This is a genomic window from Zeimonas sediminis (assembly GCF_023721795.1).
GTDB classification, from domain to species: domain Bacteria; phylum Pseudomonadota; class Gammaproteobacteria; order Burkholderiales; family Burkholderiaceae_E; genus Zeimonas; species Zeimonas sediminis.
Genome location: NZ_JAMQYE010000001.1, coordinates 1,394,025 through 1,421,004, shown reverse-complemented (window position 1 = coordinate 1,421,004; position 26,980 = coordinate 1,394,025). Strand labels below are relative to the sequence as shown.

Genomic DNA, 26,980 nt, shown 5'->3' with positions numbered 1-26,980 from the left:
CCCGAAACCCACGCCCCGCTTCCCCGCCCGGGCGCAAGCAACCAAGAGCGCCCGGCCGCGTCGCGCAGCCGAGCGAGCGGTCAGCCGAGGCGGGCGCGTTGCGCCTGCAGCTTCCCGACGGTCTCGCTGAACGCCGCCAGCCGCCCGCGCTCCTGCTCGACCACCGCCGCCGGCGCGCGCTCGACGAAGCTCGCGTTGCCCAGCTTGGCCTGGGCCTTGGCGATCTCGCCTTCGACGCGGGCGATCTCCTTGTCCAGCCGCTGGCGCTCGGCGTCGACGTCGATCTCGACCTTCAGCATCAGGTGCGCGTCGCCGACGATCTGCACCGGCGCGATCGAGCCCTCGGGCAGCGCGTCGACGATCTCGACCGCCTCGAGCTTGGCGAGCGCCTTCAGGTAGGGCGCGAAGCCGGCGAGCCGCTCGCGCTCGCCCGAGGCGACCAGCGGCAGCTTCTGCGCGGGCGAGATGCCCATCTCGCCGCGCAGCGCTCGGCAGGCGTCGATCTGGGCCTTGAGCTCCGACACCCAGGCCTCGGCGATCTCGTCGATCTTGCCGGGCTCGCTCTGCGGGTAGCGCTGGGTCATGATCGAGAAGCGGCGCTCGGCCATCGCCTTCGCGAGCGCGTCGCCGGCGAGGGTCTGATCGCCGCGCTCGCCGTAGCGCAGCGCGAGCGGCGCGACCTTCTGCCACAGCTCCTCGGTGATGAACGGGACGATCGGGTGGGCGAGCCTGAGCACCGCCTCGAGCACGCGCAGCAGCGTGCGGCGGGTGGCGCGCGCCGCCGCGTCGTTGCCGCCCTGCACCTGCACCTTGGCCAGCTCCAGGTACCAGTCGCAGTACTCGTTCCACACGAACTCGTAGATCGCGCGCGCGGCCAGGTCGAAGCGGTAGTCGCCGAAGTGCTTCTCGACCTCGGCCTCGACACGCTGCAGCTGCGAGGTGATCCAGCGGTCGGCCTGGCTGAACTCCAGGTAGCCGCCGGGCGCGCACTGCTCGGCGGTGTGCGGCTCGAGCCCGCAGTCGTGGCCCTCGCAGTTCATCAGCACGAAGCGGGTGGCGTTCCACAGCTTGTTGCAGAAGTTGCGGTAGCCCTCGCAGCGGCCCAGGTCGAAGTTGATGTTGCGCCCGGGGCTGGCGAGCGACGCGAAGGTGAAGCGCAGCGCGTCGGCGCCGAAGGCCGGGATGCCCTCCGGATACTCCTTGCGGGTTCGCTTCTCGATGCTGGCGGCCTGCTTCGGGTTCATCAGTCCGGTGGTTCGCTTGCCTACCAGCGTGCCGATGTCGATGCCGTCGATCAGGTCGATCGGGTCGAGCGTGTTGCCCTTGCTCTTGGACATCTTCTGGCCTTCGGCATCTCGCACCAGCGCGTGCACGTACACGTGCCGGAAGGGCACCTGGCCGGTGAACGCGAGGGTCATCATGACCATTCGCGCCACCCAGAAGAAGATGATGTCGAAGCCGGTGACCAGCACCGACGAGGGCAGGAACTGCGCGAGCTTCGGCAGCACGTTCGGCGCGCCGTCGCGGAAGGGCTGGTCCGGGTCGACCAGGGTGGAGAAGGGCACCAGCGCCGAGGAGAACCAGGTGTCGAGCACGTCGGCGTCGCGCACCAGCGGGCCGGTCCAGCCGGCGGCGGCGGCCTGCGCACGCGCGTCGGCCTCGTCGAGCGCGACGAACACGCTGCCGTCGTGGATGGCCGCGCCGGCGTCGTCGGCCTTGTACCAGGCCGGGATCTGGTGGCCCCACCAGAGCTGGCGCGAGATGCACCAGTCCTGGATGTTGGTGAGCCAGTGGTTGTAGGTGGCGGTCCAGTTCTCGGGCACGAAGCGGATCGAGCCGTCGGCGACCACTTCGAGCGAGCGCTCGGCGATGCTCTTGCCGCCGAGCAGCGAGTCGGCCGGCGAGGCCTTGCTCATGGCCACGAACCACTGGTCGGTGAGCATCGGCTCGATGACCGCGTTGGTGCGGTCGCCGCGCGGCACCATCAGCTTGTGCGGCTTGACCGACTCGAGCAGGCCGAGCGTTTCGAGGTCCTCGACGATGTGCTTGCGCGCGTCGAAACGGTCCATGCCCCGGTAGCGGGTCGGGCCGTTGTCGTTGATCTTCGCGTCGAGGGTCAGCACCGGGACGATCGGCAGATCGTGGCGCTGGCCGACCGCGTAGTCGTTGAAGTCGTGCGCCGGCGTCACCTTGACCACGCCGGTGCCGAACTCGCGGTCCACGTAGGCGTCGGCGATCACCGGGATCTCGCGCCAGCCGGCGGCGCGGCCGGCCGCGGCCAGCGCGGCGGCGTCCATCGCGCGGCCGTCGAAGACCGGGCCCTCGCCGGTGACCGGCAGCAGCACGCTTCGCCCGATCAGCGCGGCGTAGCGCTCGTCTTCGGGGTGCACCATCACCGCGGTGTCGCCCAGCATGGTCTCGGGCCGGGTGGTGGCCACTGTCACGAAGCCGCTGCCGTCGGCCAGCGGATAGCGGATGTGCCACAGGCTGCCGTCTTCTTCCTCGCTGACCACCTCCAGGTCGGAGACGGCGGTGAGCAGCTTCGGGTCCCAGTTGACCAGCCGCTTGCCGCGGTAGATCAGCCCCTGCCGGTACAGCTTCACGAAGACCTGCTTGACGACCTCCGAGAGCTTCGGGTCCATCGTGAAGTACTCGAGCGACCAGTCGGTCGACGCGCCCATCCGGCGCATCTGCCGGGTGATCGTCGAGCCGGACTCCTGCTTCCACTCCCAGACGCGCTCGACGAACTTCTCGCGGCCCAGGTCGTGGCGCGACACGCCCTGCGCGTCGAGCTGGCGCTCGACGACGATCTGCGTCGCGATGCCCGCGTGGTCGGTGCCGGGCAGCCAAAGCGTGTTGGCGCCGCGCATCCGGTAGTAGCGGGTCAGCGCGTCCATGATCGTCTGGTTGAACGCGTGCCCCATGTGCAGCGTGCCGGTCACGTTCGGCGGCGGCAGCTGGATGCAGAAGGCCGGCGCGTCCGGCGCGTCGCCGGCGGCGAAATAGCCGCGCGACTCCCAGAGCGGGTACCAGCGGGCCTCGATGTCGGCGGGTTCGAAACTCTTGGCGAGCGCGTCGGCGCCCGCGGCGTTGGCAGCGGTCATGTTCGCAACTGTCTGATCGAACCGGAAATTATAGAGGGCGGGGCCTGCCGGGACCGGCGGACGTGGCTTCGCGCACCGCCTCGCGTACGACCGGTTCGATCGCCTCGCGCAGCGACCAGCCGAGCCCGTCGCGAAGCTCCTGCGACAGCGACTCGGCGAGTCGCTCGGTGGCCGCCGCCACCGCCTTGCGGATCGGCGCGTCGACCAGCTCGAGGTCGTCGAGGAGTCGTTCCAGCACGCGCTCGACGATCCGGTCCTCGAGCCCGGGGTCCGGCTCCGCTGCCGCCGCGGCCGGCTGCGGGGCCGGGCCCGGCGCGGCGGGACCGCCGGCGATCGGCGCGGCTGCGGGGTCGGGCGGGGACGGCTCGACGATCTCGGTCAGCATCGGGATCGCGTCCTCCCCGGTTTCGGGCGCCGAGGCGGCCGCCTGGCGGAGCCGCTCGGCAAGCCTTCTGATCTCTTCGTCGTTCATTCGGGCTCCTGTCGGCCGGCGATCGGCCCCGGCATCCCGCAGCCACCGGGCTGCGGCTCAGCGGTCCGCCGACCGGTCGTGGGTCTGCATCGGGTAGCCGCGATCGCGGTAGAAGCGGAAGCGCTCGCGGGCATGGGCCCGGTCGGCCTCGTCGCCGGAGACCAGTTCGATCAGCCGGTCGAAGCGCGAGAAGTTGGGCGGCGTGCGGTCGCCCAGGTTCACGATCACGTCGTGGTGCGGCACCTCGGGCGCCTCGGCGGCCAGCAGCACCGGTGTCTCGGCCGCGAGCGGGTCGGCGGCGCCCACGTGCGGCACGAAGTCGCCGGCGGAGAAGGTCCAGAGCAGCCGGTCGAACTCGGCGAGCCGGACCGGGTCGTCGCACCAGACCAGCACCTGGCGGCCCGACTGGTAGGCCTTGCGGACCAGCCGGCACCCGTAGGCCAGCTTGTCCGGCAGGTTGACGTGGAAGTCGATACGGGTCAAAGGGGGGCGGGCCGCGCGGCGCTCAGCCTTCGCTGCGGCCGATCAGGAAGCGGGTGAGCAGCGGCACCGGCCGGCCGCTCGCGCCCTTGTTCGCGCCCGACTTCCAGGCGGTGCCGGCAATGTCGAGGTGCGCCCAGTCGTAACCCTTCGCGAAGCGCGACAGGAAGCAGGCGGCGGTGACCGAGCCGGCCGCGCGGCCGCCGATGTTGGCGATGTCGGCGAACGGCGACTTCAGCTGTTCCTGGTAGGCGTCGTCGATCGGCATGCGCCAGCAGGTATCGCCGGCCTCGCGGCCCGCGTCGGTCAACTCCGCCGCCAGCGCGTCCTCGCGGGTGAACAGGCCGCTATGGTGGTGGCCCAGCGCGATCACGCAGGCGCCGGTGAGGGTGGCGATGTCGACCACGGTGCGCGGCTTGAAGCGCTGCACGTAGGTCAGCGCGTCGCACAGCACCAGCCGGCCCTCGGCATCGGTGTTGAGGATCTCGATCGTCTGGCCCGACATGCTGGTGACGATGTCGCCCGGCTTGTTGGCCTTGCCGCTGGGCATGTTCTCGGCCGCCGCGATCACGCCCACCAGGTTGATCTTGAGCTTCATCTCGGCGACCGCGCGCAGCGTGCCGAGCACCGAAGCGGCGCCGCACATGTCGAACTTCATCTCGTCCATTTCGGCGGCCGGCTTCAGAGAGATGCCGCCGGTGTCGAAGGTGATGCCCTTGCCGACCAGCGCGACGGGCGCCTGCCTGGACGAGGCGCCCTGGTAGTGGACGACGATCAGCCGCGGTGGCTGATCCGAGCCCTTGCCCACCGACAGCAGCGAGAACATCTTCAGCGCCTGCATCTGGCGCTCGGCGAGCACGTCGACCTTCATGCCGAACTCGCGGCCCAGCTTCTTCGCGGCGTCGGCGAGATAGGTCGGCGTGCACACGTTGCCAGGCAGGTTGCCGAGGTCGCGGGCCAGGTCGACGCCGTTGGCCAGCGCGGTGGCCCGGGCGACCTCGGTGGCGGCGCGCGCCGCACCGGCCTTGGCCACCAGCAGCGCGACCCGGGCCGGACGCACCGGCTGCTCGTCGCGCTTGCTCTTCAGTTCCTCGAACCGGTAGGCGAACTCGCGGCCGGCCGCGACCTGCGTGCGCAGCTTCCACTCCGCGCCCCGGCCCGCCACGGCCGCCTCGTGCAGCACCGAGACCGCGTCGTCGGCGGCGAGCGTGCCGGCCGCGCGGAAGGCCGCGCGGATCGCTTCGTTCCAGGTCTTCTCGCTGGCCTCGTCGTCGTCGCCGAGGGACACGAGCAGCGCGCGGCGCACGCCGCCGTCGAGATGCAGCAGCAGCGTGGCGCCGGCTTTCGCCGAGAGGTCGCCGCTGGCGAGCGCCGCCGAGATGCGGCCGCCGGCGAGCGCGTCGAGCGCCTCGCCGCTCGGCGTGAGGCGCTTGCCGCCGGTGACCGGAAGCCAGGCGCAGCCGGTGCGAAGCTGCTCGATCGACGCTGCTCGTGTGCTAAATTTCATCGTTCTGTTTCCGTCCGGTTCGCCGCTCTTTTCTGCGGCCGATTATAGCGAGGGCCCGCCCGTCCATGCTTTTCCGGAAGGCGTTGCGGCGCGACCTGCTCAATCTCGCCGGCATCGTGTTCTCGACGCTGTTCGTGATCATGGTCACGACCTCGCTGATCCGGCTGCTGGGCCGGGCGGCCGGGGGGCGCGTCGACACGGCCAGCGTGCTGCCGCTGATCGCCTTCAACGCGATCAACGTGTTGCCGGTGCTGCTGGTGCTCACGCTGTACATCGCGGTGCTCACCGTGCTCACGCGCGCCTATCGCGACTCGGAGATGGTCGTGTGGTTCGCGAGCGGGCAGAGCCTGCTGGCCTGGATCCGCCCGGTGCTCGGATTCGCGGCGCCCTTCGTCGTGCTGATCGCGCTGGTGGCCTTCCTGCTGGCGCCGTGGGCCAATCGCCAGGCCGCCGAGTACCAGCAGCGCTTCGCGCAGCGCGAGGACGTCTCGCAGGTGGCGGCCGGTCGCTTCCGTGAGTCGGTGTCAGCCAATCGCGTGTTCTTCGTCGAGTCGCTCGACGAAGCGCAGAACCAGGTCCGCAACGTGTTCGTCACCCAGCGCCAGGGCGAGGGCATCGTCGTGGTCGTATCGCGCGGCGGGCAGATCGAGCGCCAGGAGAACGGCGAGCGCTTCCTGGTGCTCGAGAACGGCCGGCGCTACGACGGCGGCCTGGGCAGGCTCGACTTCAGGCTGATGGAGTTCGAGCGCTACGGCATCCGGCTCGAGCAGAGGGCGACCGCGCTGAGCGACGACCGGGCGCGGATCAAGACTACCTGGGAGCTGCTGCGCGACCCCAACGAGCGCAACCTGGCCGAGCTGCTGTGGCGGATCGGGCTGCCGGTGTCGGCGATCCTGGTCGCGCTGCTCGCGATCCCGCTGTCGGCGATGAACCCGCGCATCGGTCGCTCGATCAACCTGTTCGCCGCGCTGCTCGTCTACGTGCTGTACAACAACCTGATGTCGGTCGCGCAGGCCTGGGTGGCCCAGGGGCGCATCGACTTCTCGATCGGCGTGTGGATCGTGCACGCGGCGCTGGCCGCGATCGTCGCCTTGATGTTCTGGCAGCGCATCCGGCTGCCGCGCCGCAGCCTGTTCTCGATGCTGGCCCTGCGTCGCTCGCGGAGCGCCGCCTGATGGTGCTGATCGGCCGCTACCTGAGGCGCGAGATCGTCGTCGCGGTCGCTTTCGTGCTTCTCGGCTTCCTGTCGCTGTTCGCCTTCTTCGACCTGATCAACGAGCTCGAGGACGTCGGCCGCGGCGGCTACCGGCTGCAGCACGCGGTGGCCTTCGTGCTGCTGGGCCTTCCTTCGCACGTCTACGAGCTGATGCCGATCGCCGCGCTGATCGGCAGCATCTACGCGCTGTCGCAACTGGCGGCCCATTCCGAGTACACCGCGATGCGCGCTTCCGGGCTCGGCCGCAGGCGGGCGCTGGCGGTGGTAGCCCGGGTGGGCCTGGCGATGGCGGTGCTGACCGCGCTGGTCGGCGAGGTCCTGTCGCCGCCGGCCGAGCGGCTCGCGCAGCAGCTGCGGCTTTCGGCGATCGGCGGTTCGGTCACCGGCCAGTTCCGCTCCGGCCTGTGGGTCAAGGACACCGCGCGCGACGCGGCCGGCGAGGTCAGCCTGATGCGCTTCGTCAACATCGGTGAGCTGATGCCCGACGGCACCTTGCGGGCGATCCGCATCTTCGAGTTCGACCCGCAGATGCACCTGCGGCGACTGCTCGAGGCGCGCGGCGCGAGCTGGGCGCGAGACAAGGGTTGGCGGCTGAGCGAGGTCGAGGAGATCCGCTTCGCCGAGATCGCCGAGACCGGCGCGGGGCCGGCGGTCGGCACCCGGCGCAGCACCGCGCCGACGCTGCTCTGGAACACCGAGCTGCGGCCCGACATCCTCGGCGTGCTGCTGGTGCAGCCGGACCGGATGTCCGGGTTCAACCTCTACAGCTACATCCGGCACCTGCGCGAGAACGCCCAGGACACCGGCCAGTACGAGATCGCGTTCTGGAAGAAGATCGTCTATCCGCTGGCGGTCATCGTGATGATGGCGCTGGCGCTGCCTTTCGCCTACCTGCAGGTGCGGGCCGGCGGGACCAGCTACAAGGTGTTCGCCGGGATCATGCTCGGCATCGCCTTCCACTTCCTGAACGGCCTGTTCTCGCATCTCGGCCTGCTGAACACCTGGCCGCCGCTGCTGTCGGTGAGCATTCCGAGCGTCGCCGCGTTCATGCTGGCGTTGGGCATGCTGGCCTGGGTCGACCGCGCTCGCTGAGAACGCAGGTTCCGACTCGGCATGCGGGGCATGGCGGCCGGGGTTGCGGGTCCGCCCGTAGCGATTTAAGGGGCTTCACTTATCTCAGGATCGTCAGAATTGATCGTCGCGTTGTCATCGGTTTGTCATGGACAAGAAAGTCGTAGACGAGGCGCGATCGTTTGATTAGGATTCGCGGCAATCCGCAAGCGCGGACTCGAGGAGTATCGAGGAGGAGGAGAGGCAGCTCAGCTGCCATTTGGGGCGCACAGCGATGTGCGCTTTTTTTTTGCCGCGACCGATGACCTCCCGACTCGACCGACTGACTTCAGGCCCCGACGGCGCGCGCCGCTTCTTCGTGGCGGCGCTGCTCGTGCTCACCGCGCTGCGCGCCGCGCTGGCGGCGGTGCTGCCGTTCACCAGCGACGAGGCCTACTTCACCTTCTGGGGGCTGAACCCCGACTGGGGCTTCTACGATCATCCGCCGATGATCGGCTGGTGGCTCGCGCCGCTCTCGTCGCTGTCGCTCGAGCCCTTCGTGCTGCGGCTGCCCGCGCTGGCGGCGCCGCCGCTGATCGCGCTGCTGGCAGTGGCGGCGCTGCGGTGGCACGGCGAGGCGCTGGCCTGGAACGCCGGCTCGCTGACGCTGCTGGTCCCGCTGAACGCCTGGAACGTGGCGATCACGACCGACATCCCGCTGATGGTCTTCAGCGCGCTGACCGTGGTCTGCTACCTGAGGGCGCAGCGCAGCGGCCGGGCCGCCGACTTCCTGCTCGCCGGCCTGATGCTGGCCGGGGCGCTGATGTCGAAGTACTTCGCGGGGCTGCTGGCGATCGCGATCTTCGCGCACTCGGTGTGGCGCCCCGAGCGGCGGCGCGTCGTCGGCCTGCTGTGGGTGGTGCTGGGCTCGCTTCCGGCGGCGGCGATCCAGATCGCCTGGAACGCGCAGCACTGCTGGCCGAACGTGATGTTCAACCTGGTCAACCGCCACGACAATGCCGGGCTGTCGTGGCAGACGCCGCTGCTGTTCGCGATCTCGGCGGTCTACGTGCTGACGCCGGCGGTGGCCTGGCGGCTGCTTCGCGGGCGTGCCGATGCCGGCGCGGCCGCGGCGCGCGCCGCGGGTGGCGAGGAGAACGTTCGCGCGCTCGTCGTGTCGGGCGGCGCGGCCGCGGACGCTCGCGCGCTGCGCTGGCTCGCACTGGTGCCGTTCGCGATCTTCGCGCTGCTTTCGCCGGTCAAGACGATCGGCCTTCACTGGCTGGCGAGCTTCGTGCTGCCGGCGGTGCTGGCCTTCGCGCTGCTGGCCGGCAGGCGGGCGATGGCGCGAGGCCTCGCGGTGGCGCTGGGCATCGCGGTCGCGCACTGGTTGCTGATCGCCGTGCTGGTCGCGCTGCCGACCGACACCTTCCGCAACTGGAAGGGCTACCCCGGCCTGGTCATGACCGTGCACGTCGACGAGCTCGCCCGCGAGCTCGCGCCCTGGCGCGGCCGCTACGCGATCGCCTCGTCGGGCTATTCGCCGGCGGTCACGCTGGGCCACGGCCTGCGCGAGTACGTGTTCGTGTTCGGCCCCGGTTCCAGCCACGCCCGCCACGACGACATCCTGACCGACGTCCGGAAGCTCGCCGGGCGCGACATCCTGATCGTTCGCAAGGACGATCGCTACACGAAGGACGACTACGACCCGTACTTCGAGCGAGTCGAGTACCGCACGCTGGCGCTGCGCGGGGCCACCTTCCACCTGATCGAAGGCCACGGCTTCCGCTACGAGGCCTATCGCGACACGGTGCTCGACGAGATCCGCCGGCGCTGGTACGCGGTGCCGGCCTGGCTGCCTTCCGGCCCCTGCTACTTCTGCGACCGCTACTTTCCCGAGCGGGCCTGTCACCGGAGCGGACCATGAACCTGCAGCAACTGCGCTTCGTCCGCGAAACGGCGAACCACGGCTTCAGCCTGACGCGCGCGGCCCAGGCGATCGGCACCTCCCAGCCGGCGCTGTCGCGCGGCATCCTCGAGCTGGAGGCCGAACTCGGCGTCGACGTGTTCGTGCGCCACGGCAAGCGGATTCTCGGGCTGACCGAGCCGGGCAAGGCGATCCTTGCCCGCGCCGAGCGGGTGCTGGCCGAGGTGGCCGGCATCGAGCAGGTGACCGCCGACTTCCGCGCGCGCGACGCCGGCGAGCTGCGGGTGGCCACGACCCACACGCAGGCGCGCTACGTGCTGCCCGCGGTGGTCGGCGAGTTCCGGCGCCGCTACCCGGCGGTGCGGCTCACGCTGCTGCAGGGCAGCCCGAAGCAGATCACTGCGTCGGTGCTGGCGCGCGAGGTCGATTTCGCGATCGCCACCGAAGTGCCGGACGACGTCGACGAGCTGCTGTCGATCCCGTCCTACGACTGGGAGCACGTGGTGGTCGTGCCGGCGAAGCACCCGCTGGCCGGCCAGGCGCCGACGCTGCAGGCGCTGGTCAAGTATCCGCTGATCACCTACGTGGAGGAGTTCGCCGGCCGGCGCCGCATCGATCGCGCCTTCGCCGAGGCCGGGCTCCGCCCCGAAGTGGTGCTGGCGGCGATCGACGCCGACGTGATCAAGACCTACGTGGGCGTCGGGCTGGGCGTGGGGATCATGGCAGACCTGGCCTACGACGCGCGCCGCGACAAGGGGCTGGTCGCGATGTCGGCCGGCGCGCTGTTCGGCACCAACCGCGTCAAGCTGGCAGTGCGCCGCGACGCCTTCCTGCGCGGCTTCGCGCTTAGCTTCATCGAACTGTTCGCGCCCGAGGTCGACCCGCGCACGCTGGAGCGCCTGATGCGCGGGCCGGCGCGCGAGGGCTGACCCCCCGGGCGGCCGGGCGCGATCCCCGCCGGATCGGCTTCATTTCGCAGCCTCGCCTGCATGCACTTCCAACGGAGAGAATGACGATGGCCCGAATCGGTTTCATCGGAGCCGGCGCGATGGGCGCGCCGATGATCGGCCATCTGATCGACGCGGGCCATGAACTCGTGGTCCACACGCGGCGGCGCGAGGCGGCGCAGCCGCTGGTCGACCGGGGCGCGCGCTGGGCGGCCACGCCGGCCGAGGCGGCGCGCGAGGCCGACTTCGTCTGCACCAATGTGACCGCCACCGCCGACGTCGAGAAGGTGCTGTTCGGCGCGCAGGGCGTGGCCGCCGCCGCGAAGCCCGGTGCGGTGGTCGTCGACTTCTCGACGATCTCGGCGGTGGCCACCCGCGAGTTCGCCGAGCGCCTGGCGGCCAAGGGCATCGAGATGCTCGACTGCCCGGTGTCCGGCGGCACGATGGGCGCGCAGGCGGCCACGCTGTCGATCATCGTGGGCGGCAAGGCCGAGGTGCTCGAGAGGGCGCGCCCGCTTCTCGAGAAGCTCGGCAAGACGATCACCCACATCGGCGGCCACGGGGCGGGCCAGGTGGTCAAGGCCTGCAACCAGGTGGTGCAGGTGGTCAACATCCAGGGCATCGCCGAGGCGATGCTGTTCGCGCGGGCGAACGGCGTCGACCCGGAGAAGATGCTGGTCGCGCTGCAGGCCGGGATGGCCGGCAGCCGGATGCTCGACATGATGGGGCCGAAGATGGCCAGGCGCGACTTCGCCGCCGGCATCGAGGCGCGCCTGCACCAGAAGGACTTCGGCCTGGTCGTGTCGATGACGCAGGCGATTGGCCTGTCGATGCCGGCCACCGCGCTGGTCTCGCAGCAGCTCAACGCGCTGGTCGGCAAGGGCTGGGGGCGAGAGGACACCTCGTCGCTGCTGCGCGTGCTGGAGGGGGCGAACCCGGCGGCGAACGACCCGGGCGAGGGCTGACCGCGGCGGGATCCGGCCCGCCCACCGGAGCTTGCCGAAGGCCTGCCGGATCTGTGTATAATGGCGGGCTCTTGGGGCGGTAGCTCAGCTGGGAGAGCGTCGCGTTCGCAATGCGAAGGTCGGGAGTTCGATCCTCCTCCGCTCCACCAAGAATCCACGAAAAGGCTCGGGCTGATCCCCGGGCCTTTTTCGTTTATGGGGCGCGGCAACCGGCCCCGTCCTTGGACGGTATCCTAGGCCCGTTTCCCGGAATTCCGGGCGATGAACCCGCTGGCGGCGAGATGGCCGGCACGCGGGTGTCGCCGGACCCTTCATGAGCATTCTCTCTAGGCTGCTGTTCGTCCTCTGCATCGTGCTGCCGGCGCTGCCGGCGCCGCTCGCGCTCGCGCAGCCGGCGTCCTCGCAGGCGGGGGCACCCGCGCCCACTTCGGACGCGGTGCAGAAGAGCCTCGATGATCTGGGTTCGCGCAACCTTCCCGATGCCGAACGCAACGCGCTCAAGCAGGTGCTCGAGCAGACGCTCGGCCACCTGAAGGCCGCCGAGGAGAGCGCGGGCCGGCTGCAGCAACTCAAGGAGACGCTCCAGGAGGCGCCTTCGCGGATCGCGCGGGCGCGAGCAGAACTCGATCGCATCAAGGCCGGCAGCGATGCGGCGATGCCGGCCGGGCTCGCCGACCGGAGCCTGGCCGAGCTCGAGAAGCTGTTCGAGGAGCGCAGCACCCGGCTCGCAGATTGGCAGAAGGAGCTCGCCGATGCGAACAGCCAGGTCATCGCGGCGCAGACGCGACCCGAGCGCGGCTCGGAAGAAACGATCGCGGGCGAGAACCGCGCCAGGGCGATCGCCGACGCGCTGCGCACCGGCCGCGAGGCGAACCGGACGCTGACGCCCGAGCGCCGCGACCTGCTCGCAGCCGAGGCGCAGGCGATCGAGAGCAGGCTGCGCCTGCTCCGGCAGGAGCTGGCCGGCAACAGCGCGCTGCTGGAGCTGCACCAGGCCCGGCGGGAACTGCTGACCGAGCGGATCGCCCGGGAGGAGCGGGTGATCCAGGCCTTGCAGGAATCGATCGGCGAGCGACGCCGCGCGCAGTCCGAGAAGGCGGTCGCCGAGTTGACGCCGGGCGCAACTGCCGCCGGCGGCGGCTTGCTGGCCCGGGAGAGCGCGCTCAATCGGAAGTTCTCGGAGTACCTGCTGGGCGCCACCGACCGGCTGAACGACCTCACCCGGCGCAACCTGGAGGCGCGTCGCCAGCTCGACGCGCTCAAGCAGGTCGAGCAGGCGCTCGACGAACAGATCGGCGTGCTGCAGGGCAGTCGGCTCCTCACCAGGATCCTCTACGAGCAGCAACGGGCGCTGCCCCGTCTGAAGCTCGACGGAGAGCTGGCGGACCAGCTCGCCGACCTTCGCCTATACCAGTTCGAGATAGGGCGCTATCGCGACGAGCTGGCCGATCCCGAGGCGCTCGCCGCGCGGCTGATCGCCGAGAGTCCGGCGGAGCCGGTCACCGACTCCATGAAGGACGCGCTGCGGGCCCTGCTCGCCACTCGCGCCGAGCTGCTTCAGCGGCTGACCCGCGAGCTCGATGCGCTGATCGGCGCGTCATTCGAGCTGCAGACCAACCAGAAGGCGTTGCGAGCCACCGCGAACGACCTGCGCACCACACTCGACGAGCACATGTTCTGGGTGCCCAGCAACCGCCCGCTGGATCTCGCCTGGCTGAAGGCCGCGCCCGGCATGCTCGAGCGGCAGCTCGCCGGGTTTTCCTGGAGGACGACCTTCGCCGACCTGGGCAGCGCTTTCACGGCGCGGCCCCTGCTGATGCTGCCGGCGCTGCTGCTGGCGGCCGCGTTCTGGTGGCGACGCGGCGCGCTCGTCCGCAGGCTGGAGTCGCTGCACGGCGACGTCGGCAACGTCCGGCGCGACAGTCAGTGGCACACGCCGCTGGCGATCTTGCTGAACCTGCTGCGGGCATTGCCGGTCGGGCTGGCCCTGGCGCTGGCCGGCCTCACCCTCGATCTGGACGGGCGCGGCCGCAATCCCGACATCGGCGAGGCCCTGCTCGAGATGTCGCTGGTCTGGACCGTGCTCTATACCGCTTACCGGATGCTGTCGCCGGGCGGCGTGGCGGAGCGCCACTTCGGTTTCGAGCCGGCAAGGACCAGGACCGAACGGGCTCGCACGCGCCGGCTGGGCCTGGTCGCGCTGGTGCTGATCGCGGTCGCCACGATCGCCGAGAAGGTGCCGGCCGCGCTGGCCGAGGATGTTGTCGGGATCCTGGTGTTGCTGGGCTGCCTGGCCCTGATGGCCTGGCAGTTCGGCGCTTCGGTTCGCGACGAGGAGGGCGAGCGGATCCCGGGTTTCACGCTGCTGGCGTTGCTCGCGTTGCGCCTGTTGCCGCTGGCGCTGATCGGGACGATCTGGCTCGGCTATTACTACACCGCTCTGAAGCTCACCGGCAGGCTGGTCGACACCTTGCTGGTGCTGGTCGTGTGGCGGGTGGCCGAGGCGGCGACGGTGCGCAGCCTGGCCGTCGCGGCGCGCCGGCTGGCCTTCCAGCGCGCGCTCGCCAAGCGGCAGGCGGCGCGCGAGCTTGCGGTGCGAGAGGAAGGGGCGCGCGAGGACGTGGCGCGCGAGCACGCGGAACCTCCCGAGCCGACCGAGGTGCCGGTGCTCGACATGGAAGAGGTGAACCGGCAGTCGCTGCGACTCGTGCGCTTCGGCCTGCTGTTGCTCGCGCTGCTCGCGCTCTACTGGGTGTGGGCCGACCTGATCGCGGTCGCCGCCTATCTGGACAAGTTCACGCTCTACCAGTACGAGAGCGGCGCGGCCGGCGGGCAGGCGATGGTCCCGATCAGCCTGCTCGACGTGCTGGGCGCGCTGGCGATCGCGGCGGTGGCGCTGGTGCTGGCGCGCAACCTGCCCGGCCTGCTCGAGGTGCTGGTGCTGTCGAGAATGAGACTGGGGCAGGGCAGCTCGTACGCGGCGACCACGCTGCTCTCGTACCTGATCGTCGGCGTGGGCGCGGTCGCCGTGCTGTCGACGCTGGGCGTGAGCTGGGACAAGCTGCAGTGGCTGGTGGCGGCGCTGGGCGTGGGCCTGGGGTTCGGCCTGCAGGAGGTGTTCGCGAACTTCGTGTCGGGCCTGATCATCCTGTTCGAGAAGCCGGTGCGCATCGGGGACGTGGTCACGGTCGGCAACCTGTCGGGCACGGTGAGCCGGATCAGGATCCGCGCGACCACGATCACCGACTTCGACCACAAGGAGATCATCGTCCCGAACAAGACCTTCGTCACCGACCAGCTGGTGAACTGGACGCTGACCGACACGATGACCCGGATAACGATCAAGGTGGGCGTCGCCTACGGCTCCGACCTGGAACGGGTCCGCAGCCTGCTGCTGCGGGTCGCCGAGGAGAATCGGCGCGTGCTGCGGGAGCCCGAGCCGATGGTGGTGTTCACCCAGTTCGGCGCGAGCACGCTGGATCACGAGCTGCGCGTGCACGTGCGGGAACTCGGGGACCGGGTCAGCGCAACGGACGAGATCAACCGCCGGATCGACGAGGTCTTCCGCGAGCAGGGCATCGAGATCGCGTTCAGCCAGCTCGACGTGCGGCTGCGCGGGCCGGACGGGGACGGCTTTGCGCCCGGCTTGCCCGCTACCCCGAGAACTCCGCCCGCCTGAACCGCGCCAGCGTGGCCGCGAAGAAGGCGGCGCCGATCACCGCGATCGCCGCGAACTCCGGCCAGACCACGTCGAAGCCGGCGCCGCGGAACAGGATTGCCTGCCCCAGGCTGGTGAAGTGCGTGGTGGGCGCGGCCAGCATCACCGTGCGCACGATGTCGGGCATGCTCTCGCGCGGCGTCATGCCGCCCGACAGCAGCTCGAGCGGCAGCAGCACCAGGATCACCAGCAGGCCGAGCTGCGGCATCGAGCGCGCCACCGTGCCCATGAAGATGCCCATCGAGGTGGTCGCGAACAGGTGCAGCGCGGTGCCCGCCATGAAAAGGGGCACCGACCCCGCCGCCGGCACGCCGAGCACGCCGCCGATCACCGCGGTCAGTCCGAAGCCCGAGCACGCCAGCACGACCAGCGCCATCGACCAGACCTTCGCCAGCATGATCTGGAAGGGCGTCAGCGGCATCGCCAGCAGGTGCTCGATCGTGCCGCGCTCGCGCTCGCGGATCAGCGCGGCGCCGGTCAGGATGATCGACAGCATCGTCACGTTGCCGATCAGCTCGTTCATCACCATGAACCACGACTTGACCAGCGCCGGGTTGAAGCGCACTCGCACCGCGAGTTCGACCGGCGGCGGCGCCGACGCGGCATGGCCGTGGCGCTTCAGGTGCTCGCCGACCTCGTCCATCACGATCGTCTGGATGTAGCCGGCGCCCAGCCAGGCCTGCGTCATCTGGGTCGCGTCGACGTTGAGCTGGATCGCCGGATTGCGCCCGGCCATCAGGTCGCGCTCGAAGCCGGGCGGCACGATCAGCGCGAAGGTGAAGCGCGCGGAGTCGAGGCCCGGGTCCACCTCGGCCAGCGAGATCGACTCGGGTCGCTTGAAGTGGGGCGGGAAGAAGGCCTCACCGATCCGCGCCGACAGTTGCGAGCGGTCCTCGTCGACGATCGCGATCGGCGCGTTGTTCAGCGTCTCGATCACGCTGTTGCCGATCGCCAGCAGGTTCAGCGTGAACGCATAGACCACCAGCGTCAGCAGGATCCGGTCGCGCATCAGGCTGCGCAGCTCCTTGACCCCGAGGTGCAGGACGTTGGTGGCGCCGTTCATCGCTTCCGCCTCGTTGCCGGCCCGTCAGCGCGCCTGCTTGCGCAGCAGCGCCGCGCTGGCCGCCAGCAACACCCCCACCGCGAGCGCCAGCGGCAGCAGGTCCGGCCACACGTCGCCCAGCCCCAGCGCCTTGGCGAAGGTGCCGCGGCTGATCGTCAGGAAATAGGTCGTCGGGTAGATGCTGCCGATCGCCGCGCCGATGCCGGTCAGCGACGACACCGGGTCGATCACCCCGGAGAACTGCACCGCGGGCAGCATCGTGGCCAGCGAGGCGGCGAAGATCGCCGCGATCTGGCTGCGGGTGAAGGCCGAGATCAGCAGGCCCATCGCGGTTGCGGCGCTCACGTACAGCAGGGCGCCGATCGACAGCGCGAGAAAGCTGCCCTTGAGCGGCACGCCGAACACGGTGACCGCGAGCGCCGCCAGCATGAAGAAACTGGCCATCGCCATCGCGATGTAGGGCAGCTGCTTGCCGATCAGGAACTCCAGTCGGGTCACCGGCGTCACGTAGAGGTTCACGATCGAGCCGAGCTCCTTCTCCCGGACCACCCCCAGCGCGCTGAGCATGGCCGGCAGGAAGATCAGCAGCAGCGGGATCACCGCCGGCACCATCGACACGATGCTCCTGACGTCGGGGTTGTAGCGGAAGCGCACTTCGACCGAGGCGGGAGAGCTCGCCCGGGAGCCCGGCTCTCGCTCGGCCAGCTCGCGCAGCCAGCCCGCGTGCATCGCCTGCAAGTAGCCGTAGACGGTCTCGGCGCGCATCGGCATCGCGCCGTCTATCCACGCGCCGACCTGGGCGCCGCGGCCGCCGGCCAGGTCCCGGCCGAAGCCGGGCGGGAACTCGATCGCGATCGCCAGCTCGCCGGAGCGCATCCGGCGGTCGAGCTCGGCGTAGCCGGAAAGCGGCGGCCGCTCGACGAAGTAGGCCGAGCCGGCCAGGCTGGTCGCGTAGCCGCGGCTGGCCGGCGTGTCGTCGCGATCGAGCACCGCGAAGGGCAGGTCGTTCACGTCGGCGCTGATGCCGTAGCCCATGATGAACATCAGCATCGCCGCGCCGACCAGCGCGAGCGTGATCCGGATCGGGTCGCGCACCAGCTCCAGGCTTTCTCGCCAGGTGTAACTGAGCATGCGCCGCAGGCTGAACGGCACGCGGCGCGCGCGCGGCGCGGCAGGCGGGCTCGCCGGCGCTGCGACGGCCACGGCGGGAAGCGTGCCGGGCGCGCCGGCCCGCGCCGCCTGCGCCTCCTCGAGCCAGGCGACGAAGGCCTGGTCCAGCGTGGCGGCGCCGCGCCGGCGCGCCAGCTCGGCGGGCGCGCCGACCGTGAGCACCCGACCGGCATGCATCAGCGCCACCCGGTCGCAGCGCTCGGCCTCGTTCATGAAGTGCGTGGACACGAAGATCGTGACGCCGTCGCGGCGCGAAAGGTCGACCATCAGCCGCCAGAACATGTCGCGCGCGATCGGGTCGACGCCCGAGGTCGGCTCGTCGAGGATCAGGACCTCGGGATCGTGGATCATCGCCACCGCCAGCGACAGCCGCTGGCGCTGGCCGAGCGGCAACCGCTCGGGCAGCTCGTCGGCCACGTCCGCGAGGCCGAAGCGGTCCAGCATCTCGCGCACCCGCGCCGGGATCGCGTCCGGCGCGAGGTGGAAGAGCCGCGCGTGCAGCACCAGGTTCTGGCGAACCGTGAGCTCGCCGTACAGCGAGAAGCCCTGCGTCATGTAGCCGACGCGCCGCCGCGTGGCCGGATCGGTCGCGTCGACCCGCCGGCCGAGCAGCTCGGCCTCGCCCGACGAGGCGGGCAGCAGGCCGGTCAGCATCTTCATCGTCGTGGTCTTGCCGCAACCGTTCGAGCCGACGAAGCCGAAGATCTCGCCGCGCTCGATCGAGAAGCTGGCGTCGTCCACCGCCACGAAGTCGCCGAAGCGCCGGGTGAGGCCTCGCGCCTCGATCGCGACCTCGCCGGAGCGCTGCTGCGCGGGGATCGACACCGGTTCGTGCCCGCGCCGGCGCTCCTCGGGCAGCAGGCGGACGAAGGCCTGCTCGAGCGTCGCCGAGCCCGCCCGCGCCTTCAGCTCGGCGGGGCTGCCGGTGGCGAGCACGCGGCCGGCGTCCATCGCGGCCAGCCAGGCGAAGCGCTCGGCCTCCTCCATGTACGAGGTGGCGACCACGACGCAGACCTCGGGGCGCGCTTCGCGGATCTCGTCGATCAGCGTCCAGAACTGCCGGCGCGAAAGCGGGTCGATCCCGGTGGTCGGCTCGTCGAGGATCAGCAGGTCGGGATCGTGGATCAGCGCGCAGCACAGGCCGAGCTTCTGCTTCATCCCGCCCGAGAGCTTGCCGGCAGGCCGGTCGGCGAAGGGCAGCAGGCCGGTGGCCGCGAGCACGTGGCGGATTCGCGCCTCGCGCTCGTCGCGGTCCTGGCCGAACAGGCGCGCGAAGAAGTCGACGTTCTCGCGCACCGACAGCGTGCGGTAAAGGTTGCGGCCCAGCCCCTGCGGCATGTAGGCGATGCGATGGCACACGCGGTGTCGGTGGCCCGCGCGGGCCATGTCGCCGCCGAGCGCCTCGACCGTGCCCTGCTGGATCCGGGTGGCGCCGGCGAGCAGCGACAGCAGCGTCGACTTGCCGACGCCGTCCGGCCCGATGATGCCGACGATGCCGCCGCGCGGCAGCTCGAGGTCCACGCCGACCAGCGCGTCGCGCTTGCGGTAGCGGTGGCCGACGCCTGCCAGCCGGGCGAAGGGCTCAGCGCTCACCGTCGAGCGCCGGATTCCTGAGGAAGTCCGGCCAGGGCTCGTCCACGTTGCCGAGCCTGACCCAGGCCACGCCGGGCAGGCCGGTCTTGACCTGCGTGCGGTACTTGCGCAGCAGCTCGCGGTCGATCCGCACCTTGACCCGGAACATCAGCTTCTGTCGCTCGGCCTGCGTTTCGACGGTCTTCGGGGTGAATTGCGCCTCGCTCGCGACGAAGTTCACGCTCGCGGGAATCGGGAATCCCGGCGCCGTGTCGAGCACGATCCGCGCGGGCGACCCGATCGCCACGCGGCCCGCGAGCACCTCCGGCACGAAGATCGTCATGTAGACGTCGTCCAGGTCGATCAGCGACAACACCTTGCCGCCGCCGGCGAGCACCTCGCCCGGCTGGGCGAGCCGGTACTGGACCCTGCCGCCGCGCGGGGCCTCGAGCTCGGCGTCGGCGATCTCGGTTCGCAGCCTGGCCACCGCGGCGGCGGCGGCTTCGATCGTCGAGTCCGACTCGATCCCCTGCATCCGGGCCACCGACACCGCGGCGCGGGCCTCCTGGAGCTGCGCCTGGGCTGCCGCCACCCCGGCCCGGGCGCCCTGGACCGCGGCATTGTCCGCGTCGAGCCTGGACGGCGACAGGAAACCGCGCTCGACCAGCTCGCGAGAGCGTTGCAGCGAGCGCTCGGCGAGCGCGAGCTCGCTGCGGCGCTGCGCGAGCAGCGCGTCGGCCTGCTCGATCCCGCTCTCGCGCTGCGCGATGACCGACCGCGCGGTGGCCTTCGCGCTTTCGGCGCGGCGCAACTGTGCCTGGGCCGCCGCGAGCTCGGCCTCGAGGGCTTGCGTGTCCATCCGGGCGAGCACCTGACCGGCCTCGACGAAGTCGCCCTCCTGCACCAGGACCTCGCGGACCCTGCCGGAGTTCCGGGTGGCGACGTCGATCTCGGTGGCCTCGATCCGGCCGTTGCCGCTCACGAGCCAGTCGGGCGGCGGCGGCGGCTGGCTGCGCCACCACCAGCCGGCCGCCGCGGCGACGGCCAGCAGCAGCGCTGCGGCGATGGCGCGCAGGCCCGTGCGACGGCTCTTCTTCGTGTTGCGTTCCGTGCTCACCCCGCAATCATGCCAGCCACGCGAAGGCGCGGGATTGCGCTAGCGCAGGCGGGACTAGAATGAAGGCATCTCCTTCCGCGATCCCAGAACCCGATGAACGAGCCGCTCCGAGGACCGGCGCCGGCCGGCCCGGCCCCCCAGCCTCGCGAGGTCGCGACCGCGTGCGGCGATCTCTCGGCGAGGCTGCGCGGCAAGCGGGTCGGCCTCGCGCTCGGCAGCGGTTCGGCGCGCGGTCTCGCGCACATCGGCGTGCTGCGCGCGCTGGTCGAGGCCGGGGTCCGGATCGATCTGGTCGCCGGGACCAGCATGGGCGCCTTCGTCGGCGCGCTGTTCGCGGCCGGCAAGCTCGACGCGCTCGAGAAGGAGTTCCTCGGGATGGACTGGCAGGGAATCGTGTCGCTGGTCGACCCGGTGTTCCCGCGCTCGGGCCTGATCGACGGCCATAAGATCGGCGAGTTCGTCCGGCGACACGTGCCGGAACCCGGCATCGAATCGCTGCCGATGCCGTTCCGGGCCGTGGCCACCGACCTCTCGACCGGCGAGGAGGTCGGGATCGATTCGGGCAACCTGGTCGAGGCGGTGCGCGCGAGCATCGCGGTCCCGGGCGTGTTCACGCCGGTGCGCTGCAACGGCCGTGTGCTCGCCGACGGCGGGTTGGTGAATCCTGTGCCGGTCAGCGCGGTCCGTGCGATGGGCGCCGAGGTTGTGATCGCGGTCGACCTGAACCACGACATCGTGACGAATCGGCTGACCCGACCCGCCACCGACAACGGCAAGCCGCTCGCTCAGGCGGTCACCCGCGTGCTCGAGAGCCTGCAGCCGCTGGAGCACCCGATGCTGATCCAGTTCCGCGAATGGCTGGAGCGCGAACCGCTGCCGGGCATCGTCGACGTGATGCTCGCGTCCATGTACATCATGCAGGCGCGGGTCACCCAGTGCTCGCTTCTGCTCGAGCGACCCGAGATCCTGATCCAGCCGCCGCTGGGCGCGGTGCGATTCCTGGAGTTCGACCAGGCCAGCGAGATCATCGGGATCGGTTACCGAAGCGCGCGCGAGAGCCTGCTGGCCCTGCAGTCGGAAGGCCCGCGCGACGAGGCCTGAGCAAGCCCCCCGGCCGGGGCGTTCAGCCGAGCAGCACCAGCGCCCAGACGACGGCCACGTTCGCCAGTGCGAGCATCACGGCGGCGCTTCCGAGGTCCTTGGCCCGCTTGGCGAGCGGGTGGATTTCTTCCGAGATCCGGTCGATCGCGGCCTCGATGCCCGAGTTCAGCAACTCGACGATCAGCACCAGCAGCACGCTGCCGATCATCAGCGCCTTGCCGATCGCCGTGACGTCGAGCAGCAGCGCCAGCGGCACCAGCACCGCGGCCAGCAGCGCTTCCTGCCGGAACGCGGCCTCGTGGCGCCAGGCGGCGCCGAGCCCGTCGGCGGAGTGGCGGGCGGCGTTCAGCACGCGGCGAAGGCCGGTCGTGCCCTTGTGCGGCGAGCGGGATTCGGGCATGTGCGGAGGATACCCCGGCGCGGCGAAGGGCCAGGAAAGGGCCGCGAAAAGGCGGCGGAAGCGAGCGGTGCGAACTGCCTCTGCCGGGGTTGACGCGCCGCGCGAACCGTGCAGGCCGCGCGGCGAACTGCGTCAGGCCGCCTGCGCCACCCGCTGCTCGGCGATCCGCTGCTCGAGGTGCGCGAGCGCTTCCTCGACCTGGTCGACCAGCACGAGGCAGAGGTCGCCCGGCTGCAGCCTGGCCAGCGCGGTGTCGATCGCGAGGAACTCTCCGCGGATCTCGTCGACCTCGCGCGTGCGGCTGGCGCCCGCCAGGCCCTCGCGCAACAGCGCCAGCACCTCGCCTTCGGCGCGGCCGCGCTGGCAGGCGTCCTCGTAGAGGACGACCGCGTCGAAGCTGCTGCCGAGGATCTGCGTCTGGCGCCTCAGGTCTTCGTCGCGCCGGTCGCCTGCGCCGCTGATCACCACGTGCCGCCGCTTCGCGGGCATTGCCTCGACCGCACGCACCAGCGCCTCGATCGCGTCCGGATTGTGGCCGTAGTCGGCGATCACCGTGGCGCCGTTGTGGTCGTACACGTTGAAGCGGCCGGGTGCGGTGCGCGCGTCGTTGACGAAGCTGCGCAGCCCGGCCGCGATCGCGTCCCACTCCAGCCCGACCCCCCACGCACCGGCCATCGCCGCCATCGCGTTCTCGACCTGGAAGGGAATCGTCCCGTTGCGGGTCAGCGGCACGTCGGCGAGCGGAATTCGGCGGACGATGGCGTCGCCTTCGGCAGCGACCAGGTGGCCGCGCTCGACGAACACGACACGCTTGCCCGCGGCGCGGTGCGAGGCCAGCACCGGCTGCGCGGGGTCGACCGCGAAGAAGGTCACCGAGCCCGGGCAGTAGCCGGCCATTTTCGCGACGACCGGGTCGGCGGCGTTGAGCACCGCAGTGCCGTGCGGCGCCACGTTCTCGACGATGACCCGCTTGACCGTCGCGAGCTCGTCGACGGTGCTGATGTAGTTCATGCCCAGGTGGTCGCCGATCCCCAGATTGGTGACCACCGCGACGTCGCAACGGTCGAAGGCCAGGCCCTCGCGCAGGATGCCGCCGCGCGCGGTTTCCAGCACCGCGAAGTCCGCGTCGGGATGCATCAGCACGCTGCGCGCGCTGCGCGGGCCGCTGCAGTCGCCGGTGTCGATGCGCTCGCCGGCCACGTAGACGCCGTCGGAGTTGGTCATGCCGACCCGCTTGCCGGTGCCGCCCGCGATATGGGCGAGCAGCCGCACCGTGGTGGTCTTGCCGTTGTTGCCGGTGACCGCGACGATCGGGATGCGGCCGTCGTCGCCGGCGGCGAACATCGTGTCGATGACCGCCTCGCCGACCGCGCGGCCCTTGCCGAAGGACGGCGTCAGGTGCATGCGCAGGCCCGGCGCCGCGTTGACCTCGACGATGCCGCCGCCCTGGGCCTCGAGCGGCTCGCGAACCGTGGTGCAGACGACGTCGACGCCGCAGATGTCCAGCCCCACGGTCTGCGCGGCAGCGACGACTCGCGCCGCGAGCTCGGGGTGGACCTCGTCGGTCACGTCGGTCGCGCTGCCGCCGGTGCTCAGGTTGGCGTTGTTGCGCAGGACCACGCGCTCGCCCCTGGCCGGGACCGACTCGGGCGTGTAGTGCTGGGTGGCCAGCCGGGCCAGCGCGATGTCGTCGAGCCGGATGCGGGTCAGCGGGGTGGCGTGGCCGTCGCCGCGACGCGGGTCGGTGTTCACCTGGTCGACCAGCTGGCGGATCGTGCTGACGCCGTCGCCCACGACCAGCGGCGGATCGCGGCGGGCCGCCGCGACGAGCCTGTCGCCGACCACGAGAAGCCGGAAGTCCTGGCCGGGCAGGTACTTCTCGACCAGGATCTCGGAGCCGTGCTCGCGTGCGGCCGCATAGGCCGCCAGCACCTGCTCGCGGGAGCTGACGTCGACCGCCACGCCCTTGCCCTGGTTGCCGTGGCGCGGCTTGACGACGACCGGCGTGCCGATCTCGCAGGCGGCCCTCCAGGCGTCCTCGGCGTCCTCGACCGGGCGGCCGAGCGGCACCGGGATGCCGGCGCCGTGCAACAGGGCCTTGGTCAGGTCCTTGTCCTGGGCGATCGACTCGGCGATCGCGCTGGTGCGGTCGATCTCGGCGGCCTGGATCCGGCGCTGGCGGCTGCCCCAGCCGAACTGCACAAGGCTGCCGGAGGTGAGCCGCCGGTACGGTATGCCGCGGGCCACTGCCGCGTCGACGATCGAGCCGGTGCTCGGGCCGAGACGCTCGTCCTCGTCGAGCTCGGCCAGCCGGCCCAGCGCCGCCGCCGTGTCGAACGGCGCATCGTCGCGCGCGGCCTCGCACAGTTCCTGGGCCAGCGACATCGCGAGCCGGCCGACCGCTTCCTCGGTGTACTCGACGACCACCTGGTAGACGCCGGCCTCGTTCGTGGCCACGGTGCGGCTGAAAGCCACCGGGCAGCCGGCCCGGCTCTGCAGCGCGAGCGCGCAGGCCTCGAGCGCATGGGCGAGCGAGGCGGGGCCGGCCGGGGCGGCTCCCGCGCCGGCGCTGCCGCCGATCGGGCCGAGGGCAGGGAACCGTGCCGCGAGCCGATCCGCGAAGCCGGGGATCGACGCGAGCGAGCGCTCGCCCGGCTCGCATTCGACGATCGCCTCGATCGAGGTTCGACGGCTCCAGAGATTGGGCCCGCGCAGCGCGCGGATACGGGTCAGCTTCATTGCGGTGTCGGTTCCCGGGGGGTCAGGCGTGCAGCGGGTTCGCGTGGGCGGCGGGCTCGTCGGCAAGGACTGCCGTCGGCTCGGCCGTCCGTCCGAAGGCGTCGGCTTCGAGGGTTTCGAGCGCCGCGCGAAGCATTTCGACCGGCAGCCCCAGCGACCAGGCGGTGGCGACCGCGGCCAGCACGGCCTCCAGCCGGCGCGGCTCGTCGTGCTCGCGCAGGGCGGGCACCGATGCGAGCGAGGTCAGGATGCTCTCCTCGCTGCCGGTGGCCAGCACGATCAGGCCGTCGCGCGTGTGGACCGAGCGGCCGCCGCGGGCGCGGTGGCCGTCGATCGCCGGCAGCGTCGGGTTCGCGGCATAGAAGATCACCTCGCCGTCGCTGAGCGAAGCCATCCGCACGACCATCGGGTCGGCCGCGTTCAGCACCGAGGCGCCGTCGGCCAGCACCACGTCGACCTGGCTGCGCAGCAGGTCGTAGACCTGGTCGAGCTCGCGGAGGTCGCGCTCGGGCAGGGCGTCGGCCAGTTCCACGCTGGTCACGACGCCGACCGCGCAGCGATCGTAGGACAGGCCCTCGGTGGCGATCGTGCGCGCGGTGTGCTCGATCACGGCGGCGTCGACCGCACGGTTGACCAGCAGCCGGCGGCCGGACTCGAAATCGGTGCAGTCGCGCTGCTCGAGCTGGCGATCGCCCAGGAACAGGCCTTCGGCGCAGGCCAGGCCGGTGCGATGGCCGGCCAGCCGCAGCAGGCGCTCGACCAGCCGGGCGATCGCGGTCGCGCCGCGCCGGCCGGTGATGCCGATCAGCGGGATGCGGCCGGTCTGCCCCTCGGGGAACAGGTGGTCGGCGATCGCCCGGCCCACCGGCTGCGCCTGGCCTTCGGCAGGTTTCAGGTGCATCAGCAGGCCCGGGCCGGCGTTGACCTCGACGATCGCGCCGCCCTGCTCGGCCAGCGGCCGGGAGATGTCCTCGGCGACCAGGTCGACGCCGGCGATGTCCAGCCCCACGGTGCGCGCCGCCAGCGAGGCGGCCGCCGCGACCGACGGATGGACCTGCGCGGTGCAGTCGATCGCCACGTTGCCGTTGCGCTGGATCAGCACGCGGGTGCCGGCCGGCGGCACCGACTCGGGCTCGAAGCCTTGGTTGGCGAGCTCGATGCGGGCCGCCGAGTCGATGCGCACCGGGTTGAGCGGCGCGTCTTCGGTGCGGCCCCGCCGCGGGTCGGAGTTCAGCTGGCTTTCGATCAGCGCCTCGATCGTGTTGACGCCGTCGCCGACGACCCAGGCGAGCTCGCCGCGGGCTGCCGCCGCGAGCTTGCCGCCGACGATCAGCAGCCGGTGCTCGTTGCCGAGCACGAAGCGCTCGACGATCACGCCGCTGCCTTCGCCGGCCGCGACCTCGAAGGCGCGCGCGACCTGCTCGCGGGTCATCAGGTTCGTGAACACGCCGCGGCCGTGGTTGCCGTCGTAGGGCTTGACCACGACCGGCAGGCCGACTTCCTCGGCGGCGGCCCAGGCGTCGTCGGCATCGGCGACCAGGCGGCCCTCGGGCACCGGCACGCCGACCGTCTGCAGCAGCTGCTTGGTCAGGTCCTTGTCGCGGGAGATGCCTTCGGCGATCGCGCTGGTCAGGTCGGTCTCGGCCGTCCAGATCCGCTTCTGCCTCGAGCCGTAGCCGAGCTGGACCAGGTTGCCGTCGTTCAGGCGGATCGCCGGGATCTTGCGCTCTTCCTGGGCGGCTTCGACGATGCAGCCGGTGCTGGGCCCGAGGCAATGGTCGTCGGCCAGGTCCTTGAGCTTGTCGACCGTGGCCGAGACGTCGAAGGGGCGGTCCTCGATGGCCGCCATGATCAGGTCGCGGGCGGCGTACAGCGCCGGCACCGTGACCTTCTCGTGCCAGCAGGTGACCACGACCTTGTAGACGCCGCGCTCGGAAATCTCGCGCGCCTTGCCGAAGCCGTCGGGCATGCCGGCCAGCGCCTGCAGCTCCAGGGTGACGTGCTCGAGGATGTGGCCGGCCCAGGTGCCTTCGCGCAGGCGGCGCAGGAAGCCGCCGCGCACGCCGTAGCTGCAACGGTGCTCGATCAGGCCGGGCAGCCAGTCCGAGAGCCGCTCGTAGAAGCCGGGCAAGGTGTTCGACGGAAAGTCTTCCAGTTCGCCGATGTCGATCAACGCCTCGAGGACGGGCGTGTAGGTCCACATGCCGGGACCGCGAATGTGGGTCACCTGGAGGATGTCGATGTAGCGCTTTTTCACTTTTGCGGATCTGGCCCTGGCGGCCGGTTTGCGGGATGGATCCCGAGGGGTGTTCAACGCCGAGTCGGCGCCGCGGTTTACCGCCTGACCCCGGCCACCGACCGAAACGCCGCAATTCCGAGACAAGCCTCGGAGGGGCCCGGATTGAGTGCCGAATCTGTCAGATTCGATCAGA

At 71.1% G+C, this 26,980-nt stretch carries 17 protein-coding genes and 1 tRNA gene; 8 read left to right on the top strand and 10 right to left on the bottom strand.

The genetic code is table 11. The annotated features are described in order from the left end of the window. Positions 1-80 precede the first annotated feature (80 nt). From M6I34_RS06625 to M6I34_RS06610, 4 genes are read right to left on the bottom strand one after another with little or no spacing between them, the layout of a single operon-like run. Positions 81-3,104 (bottom strand): valine--tRNA ligase, encoded by a 3,024-nt coding sequence (locus tag M6I34_RS06625; RefSeq protein WP_272484908.1) that lies wholly within the window; start codon positions 3,102-3,104, stop codon positions 81-83. A gap of 28 nt (positions 3,105-3,132) precedes the next feature. Next, on the bottom strand, positions 3,133-3,576 hold the full coding sequence (locus M6I34_RS06620; protein WP_272484907.1) for a hypothetical protein: 444 nt from the start codon (positions 3,574-3,576) through the stop codon (positions 3,133-3,135). Between the two features lie 57 nt (positions 3,577-3,633). Next, on the bottom strand, positions 3,634-4,059 hold the full coding sequence (locus M6I34_RS06615; protein ID WP_272484906.1) for a DNA polymerase III subunit chi: 426 nt from the start codon (positions 4,057-4,059) through the stop codon (positions 3,634-3,636). 22 nt (positions 4,060-4,081) lie between these two features. Beyond that, entirely contained in the window at positions 4,082-5,563 is a 1,482-nt protein-coding gene (locus M6I34_RS06610) for a leucyl aminopeptidase (RefSeq protein ID WP_272484905.1), read from the bottom strand. Positions 5,564-5,628: 65 nt separating this feature from the next. Between M6I34_RS06610 and lptF the strand changes: the two genes are divergently transcribed. The 7 genes from lptF (at position 5,629) to mscK (ending at position 15,347) form a co-directional block, all read left to right on the top strand. Then, positions 5,629-6,738, top strand: coding sequence for an LPS export ABC transporter permease LptF (gene lptF, locus M6I34_RS06605; RefSeq protein ID WP_272484904.1), 1,110 nt, complete (start codon positions 5,629-5,631; stop codon positions 6,736-6,738). After that, positions 6,738-7,871 carry an LPS export ABC transporter permease LptG gene (lptG, locus tag M6I34_RS06600; RefSeq protein ID WP_272484903.1) on the top strand — a complete coding sequence of 378 codons (1,134 nt, stop codon included), beginning with the start codon at positions 6,738-6,740 and terminating at the stop codon, positions 7,869-7,871. Before lptF ends, lptG begins: the two co-directional genes overlap by 1 nt. A 280-nt stretch (positions 7,872-8,151) precedes the next feature. After that, entirely contained in the window at positions 8,152-9,756 is a 1,605-nt protein-coding gene (locus M6I34_RS06595; RefSeq protein WP_272484902.1) for a glycosyltransferase family 39 protein, read from the top strand. Continuing rightward, entirely contained in the window at positions 9,753-10,685 is a 933-nt protein-coding gene (locus tag M6I34_RS06590) for a CysB family HTH-type transcriptional regulator (protein ID WP_272484901.1), read from the top strand. Before M6I34_RS06595 ends, M6I34_RS06590 begins: the two co-directional genes overlap by 4 nt. 56 nt (positions 10,686-10,741) lie before the next feature. Further along, entirely contained in the window at positions 10,742-11,668 is a 927-nt protein-coding gene (locus M6I34_RS06585) for an NAD(P)-dependent oxidoreductase (RefSeq protein WP_272486620.1), read from the top strand. A gap of 73 nt (positions 11,669-11,741) precedes the next feature. Then, a tRNA-Ala gene (locus M6I34_RS06580) sits at positions 11,742-11,817 on the top strand. A 164-nt stretch (positions 11,818-11,981) separates the two neighbouring features. Beyond that, a complete protein-coding gene (gene mscK / locus M6I34_RS06575) occupies positions 11,982-15,347 on the top strand; it encodes a mechanosensitive channel MscK (RefSeq protein ID WP_272484900.1) in 3,366 nt (1,121 codons plus the stop codon). On the opposite strand, the gene M6I34_RS06570 is transcribed toward mscK, so the two are convergent. Genes M6I34_RS06570 through M6I34_RS06560 form a run of 3 tightly spaced genes read right to left on the bottom strand, consistent with a single transcriptional unit; the run spans position 15,322 to position 20,308 of the window. Beyond that, on the bottom strand, positions 15,322-16,449 hold the full coding sequence (locus tag M6I34_RS06570; protein ID WP_272484899.1) for an ABC transporter permease: 1,128 nt from the start codon (positions 16,447-16,449) through the stop codon (positions 15,322-15,324). The two genes, mscK and M6I34_RS06570, sit on opposite strands and share 26 nt — an antisense overlap. A gap of 24 nt (positions 16,450-16,473) precedes the next feature. After that, positions 16,474-19,212, bottom strand: coding sequence for a ribosome-associated ATPase/putative transporter RbbA (rbbA, locus tag M6I34_RS06565; protein WP_272484898.1), 2,739 nt, complete (start codon positions 19,210-19,212; stop codon positions 16,474-16,476). After that, entirely contained in the window at positions 19,202-20,308 is a 1,107-nt protein-coding gene (locus M6I34_RS06560) for an HlyD family secretion protein (protein WP_272484897.1), read from the bottom strand. Before M6I34_RS06560 ends, rbbA begins: the two co-directional genes overlap by 11 nt. Before the next feature lie 93 nt (positions 20,309-20,401). On the opposite strand from M6I34_RS06560, the gene M6I34_RS06555 reads away from it, so the two are divergent. Continuing rightward, positions 20,402-21,409: a patatin-like phospholipase family protein gene (locus tag M6I34_RS06555; protein ID WP_272484896.1), complete on the top strand. Its 1,008-nt coding sequence runs from the start codon at positions 20,402-20,404 to the stop codon at positions 21,407-21,409. Between the two features lie 22 nt (positions 21,410-21,431). Here the strand turns inward: M6I34_RS06555 and M6I34_RS06550 are convergent, their stop codons facing one another. The 3 genes from M6I34_RS06550 to M6I34_RS06540 all read right to left on the bottom strand — a co-directional run bounded on the left by M6I34_RS06550 (position 21,432) and on the right by M6I34_RS06540 (position 26,805). Beyond that, complete coding sequence (locus M6I34_RS06550) at positions 21,432-21,809, bottom strand: diacylglycerol kinase (RefSeq protein ID WP_272484895.1); 378 nt, start codon at positions 21,807-21,809, stop codon at positions 21,432-21,434. 132 nt (positions 21,810-21,941) lie between these two features. Then, on the bottom strand, positions 21,942-24,548 hold the full coding sequence (gene cphA / locus M6I34_RS06545; RefSeq protein ID WP_272484894.1) for a cyanophycin synthetase: 2,607 nt from the start codon (positions 24,546-24,548) through the stop codon (positions 21,942-21,944). A 22-nt stretch (positions 24,549-24,570) separates the two neighbouring features. Further along, positions 24,571-26,805, bottom strand: a complete 2,235-nt coding sequence (locus M6I34_RS06540; RefSeq protein ID WP_272484893.1) for a cyanophycin synthetase — start codon at positions 26,803-26,805, stop codon at positions 24,571-24,573. Positions 26,806-26,980 lie beyond the last annotated feature (175 nt).

Excerpts from the sequence above, each read along its gene's own strand:
- M6I34_RS06625 (WP_272484908.1), bottom strand. The coding sequence starts at position 3,104 with ATGACCGCTGCCAACGCCGCGGGCGCCGACGCGCTCGCCAAGAGTTTC.
- mscK (WP_272484900.1), top strand. The coding sequence starts at position 11,982 with ATGAGCATTCTCTCTAGGCTGCTGTTCGTCCTCTGCATCGTGCTGCCG.
- lptG (WP_272484903.1), top strand. The coding sequence starts at position 6,738 with ATGGTGCTGATCGGCCGCTACCTGAGGCGCGAGATCGTCGTCGCGGTC.
- M6I34_RS06595 (WP_272484902.1), top strand. The coding sequence starts at position 8,152 with ATGACCTCCCGACTCGACCGACTGACTTCAGGCCCCGACGGCGCGCGC.
- M6I34_RS06570 (WP_272484899.1), bottom strand. The coding sequence starts at position 16,449 with ATGAACGGCGCCACCAACGTCCTGCACCTCGGGGTCAAGGAGCTGCGC.
- cphA (WP_272484894.1), bottom strand. The coding sequence starts at position 24,548 with ATGAAGCTGACCCGTATCCGCGCGCTGCGCGGGCCCAATCTCTGGAGC.
- M6I34_RS06550 (WP_272484895.1), bottom strand. The coding sequence starts at position 21,809 with ATGCCCGAATCCCGCTCGCCGCACAAGGGCACGACCGGCCTTCGCCGC.
- lptF (WP_272484904.1), top strand. The coding sequence starts at position 5,629 with ATGCTTTTCCGGAAGGCGTTGCGGCGCGACCTGCTCAATCTCGCCGGC.
- M6I34_RS06590 (WP_272484901.1), top strand. The coding sequence starts at position 9,753 with ATGAACCTGCAGCAACTGCGCTTCGTCCGCGAAACGGCGAACCACGGC.
- M6I34_RS06610 (WP_272484905.1), bottom strand. The coding sequence starts at position 5,563 with ATGAAATTTAGCACACGAGCAGCGTCGATCGAGCAGCTTCGCACCGGC.
- M6I34_RS06620 (WP_272484907.1), bottom strand. The coding sequence starts at position 3,576 with ATGAACGACGAAGAGATCAGAAGGCTTGCCGAGCGGCTCCGCCAGGCG.
- M6I34_RS06555 (WP_272484896.1), top strand. The coding sequence starts at position 20,402 with ATGAACGAGCCGCTCCGAGGACCGGCGCCGGCCGGCCCGGCCCCCCAG.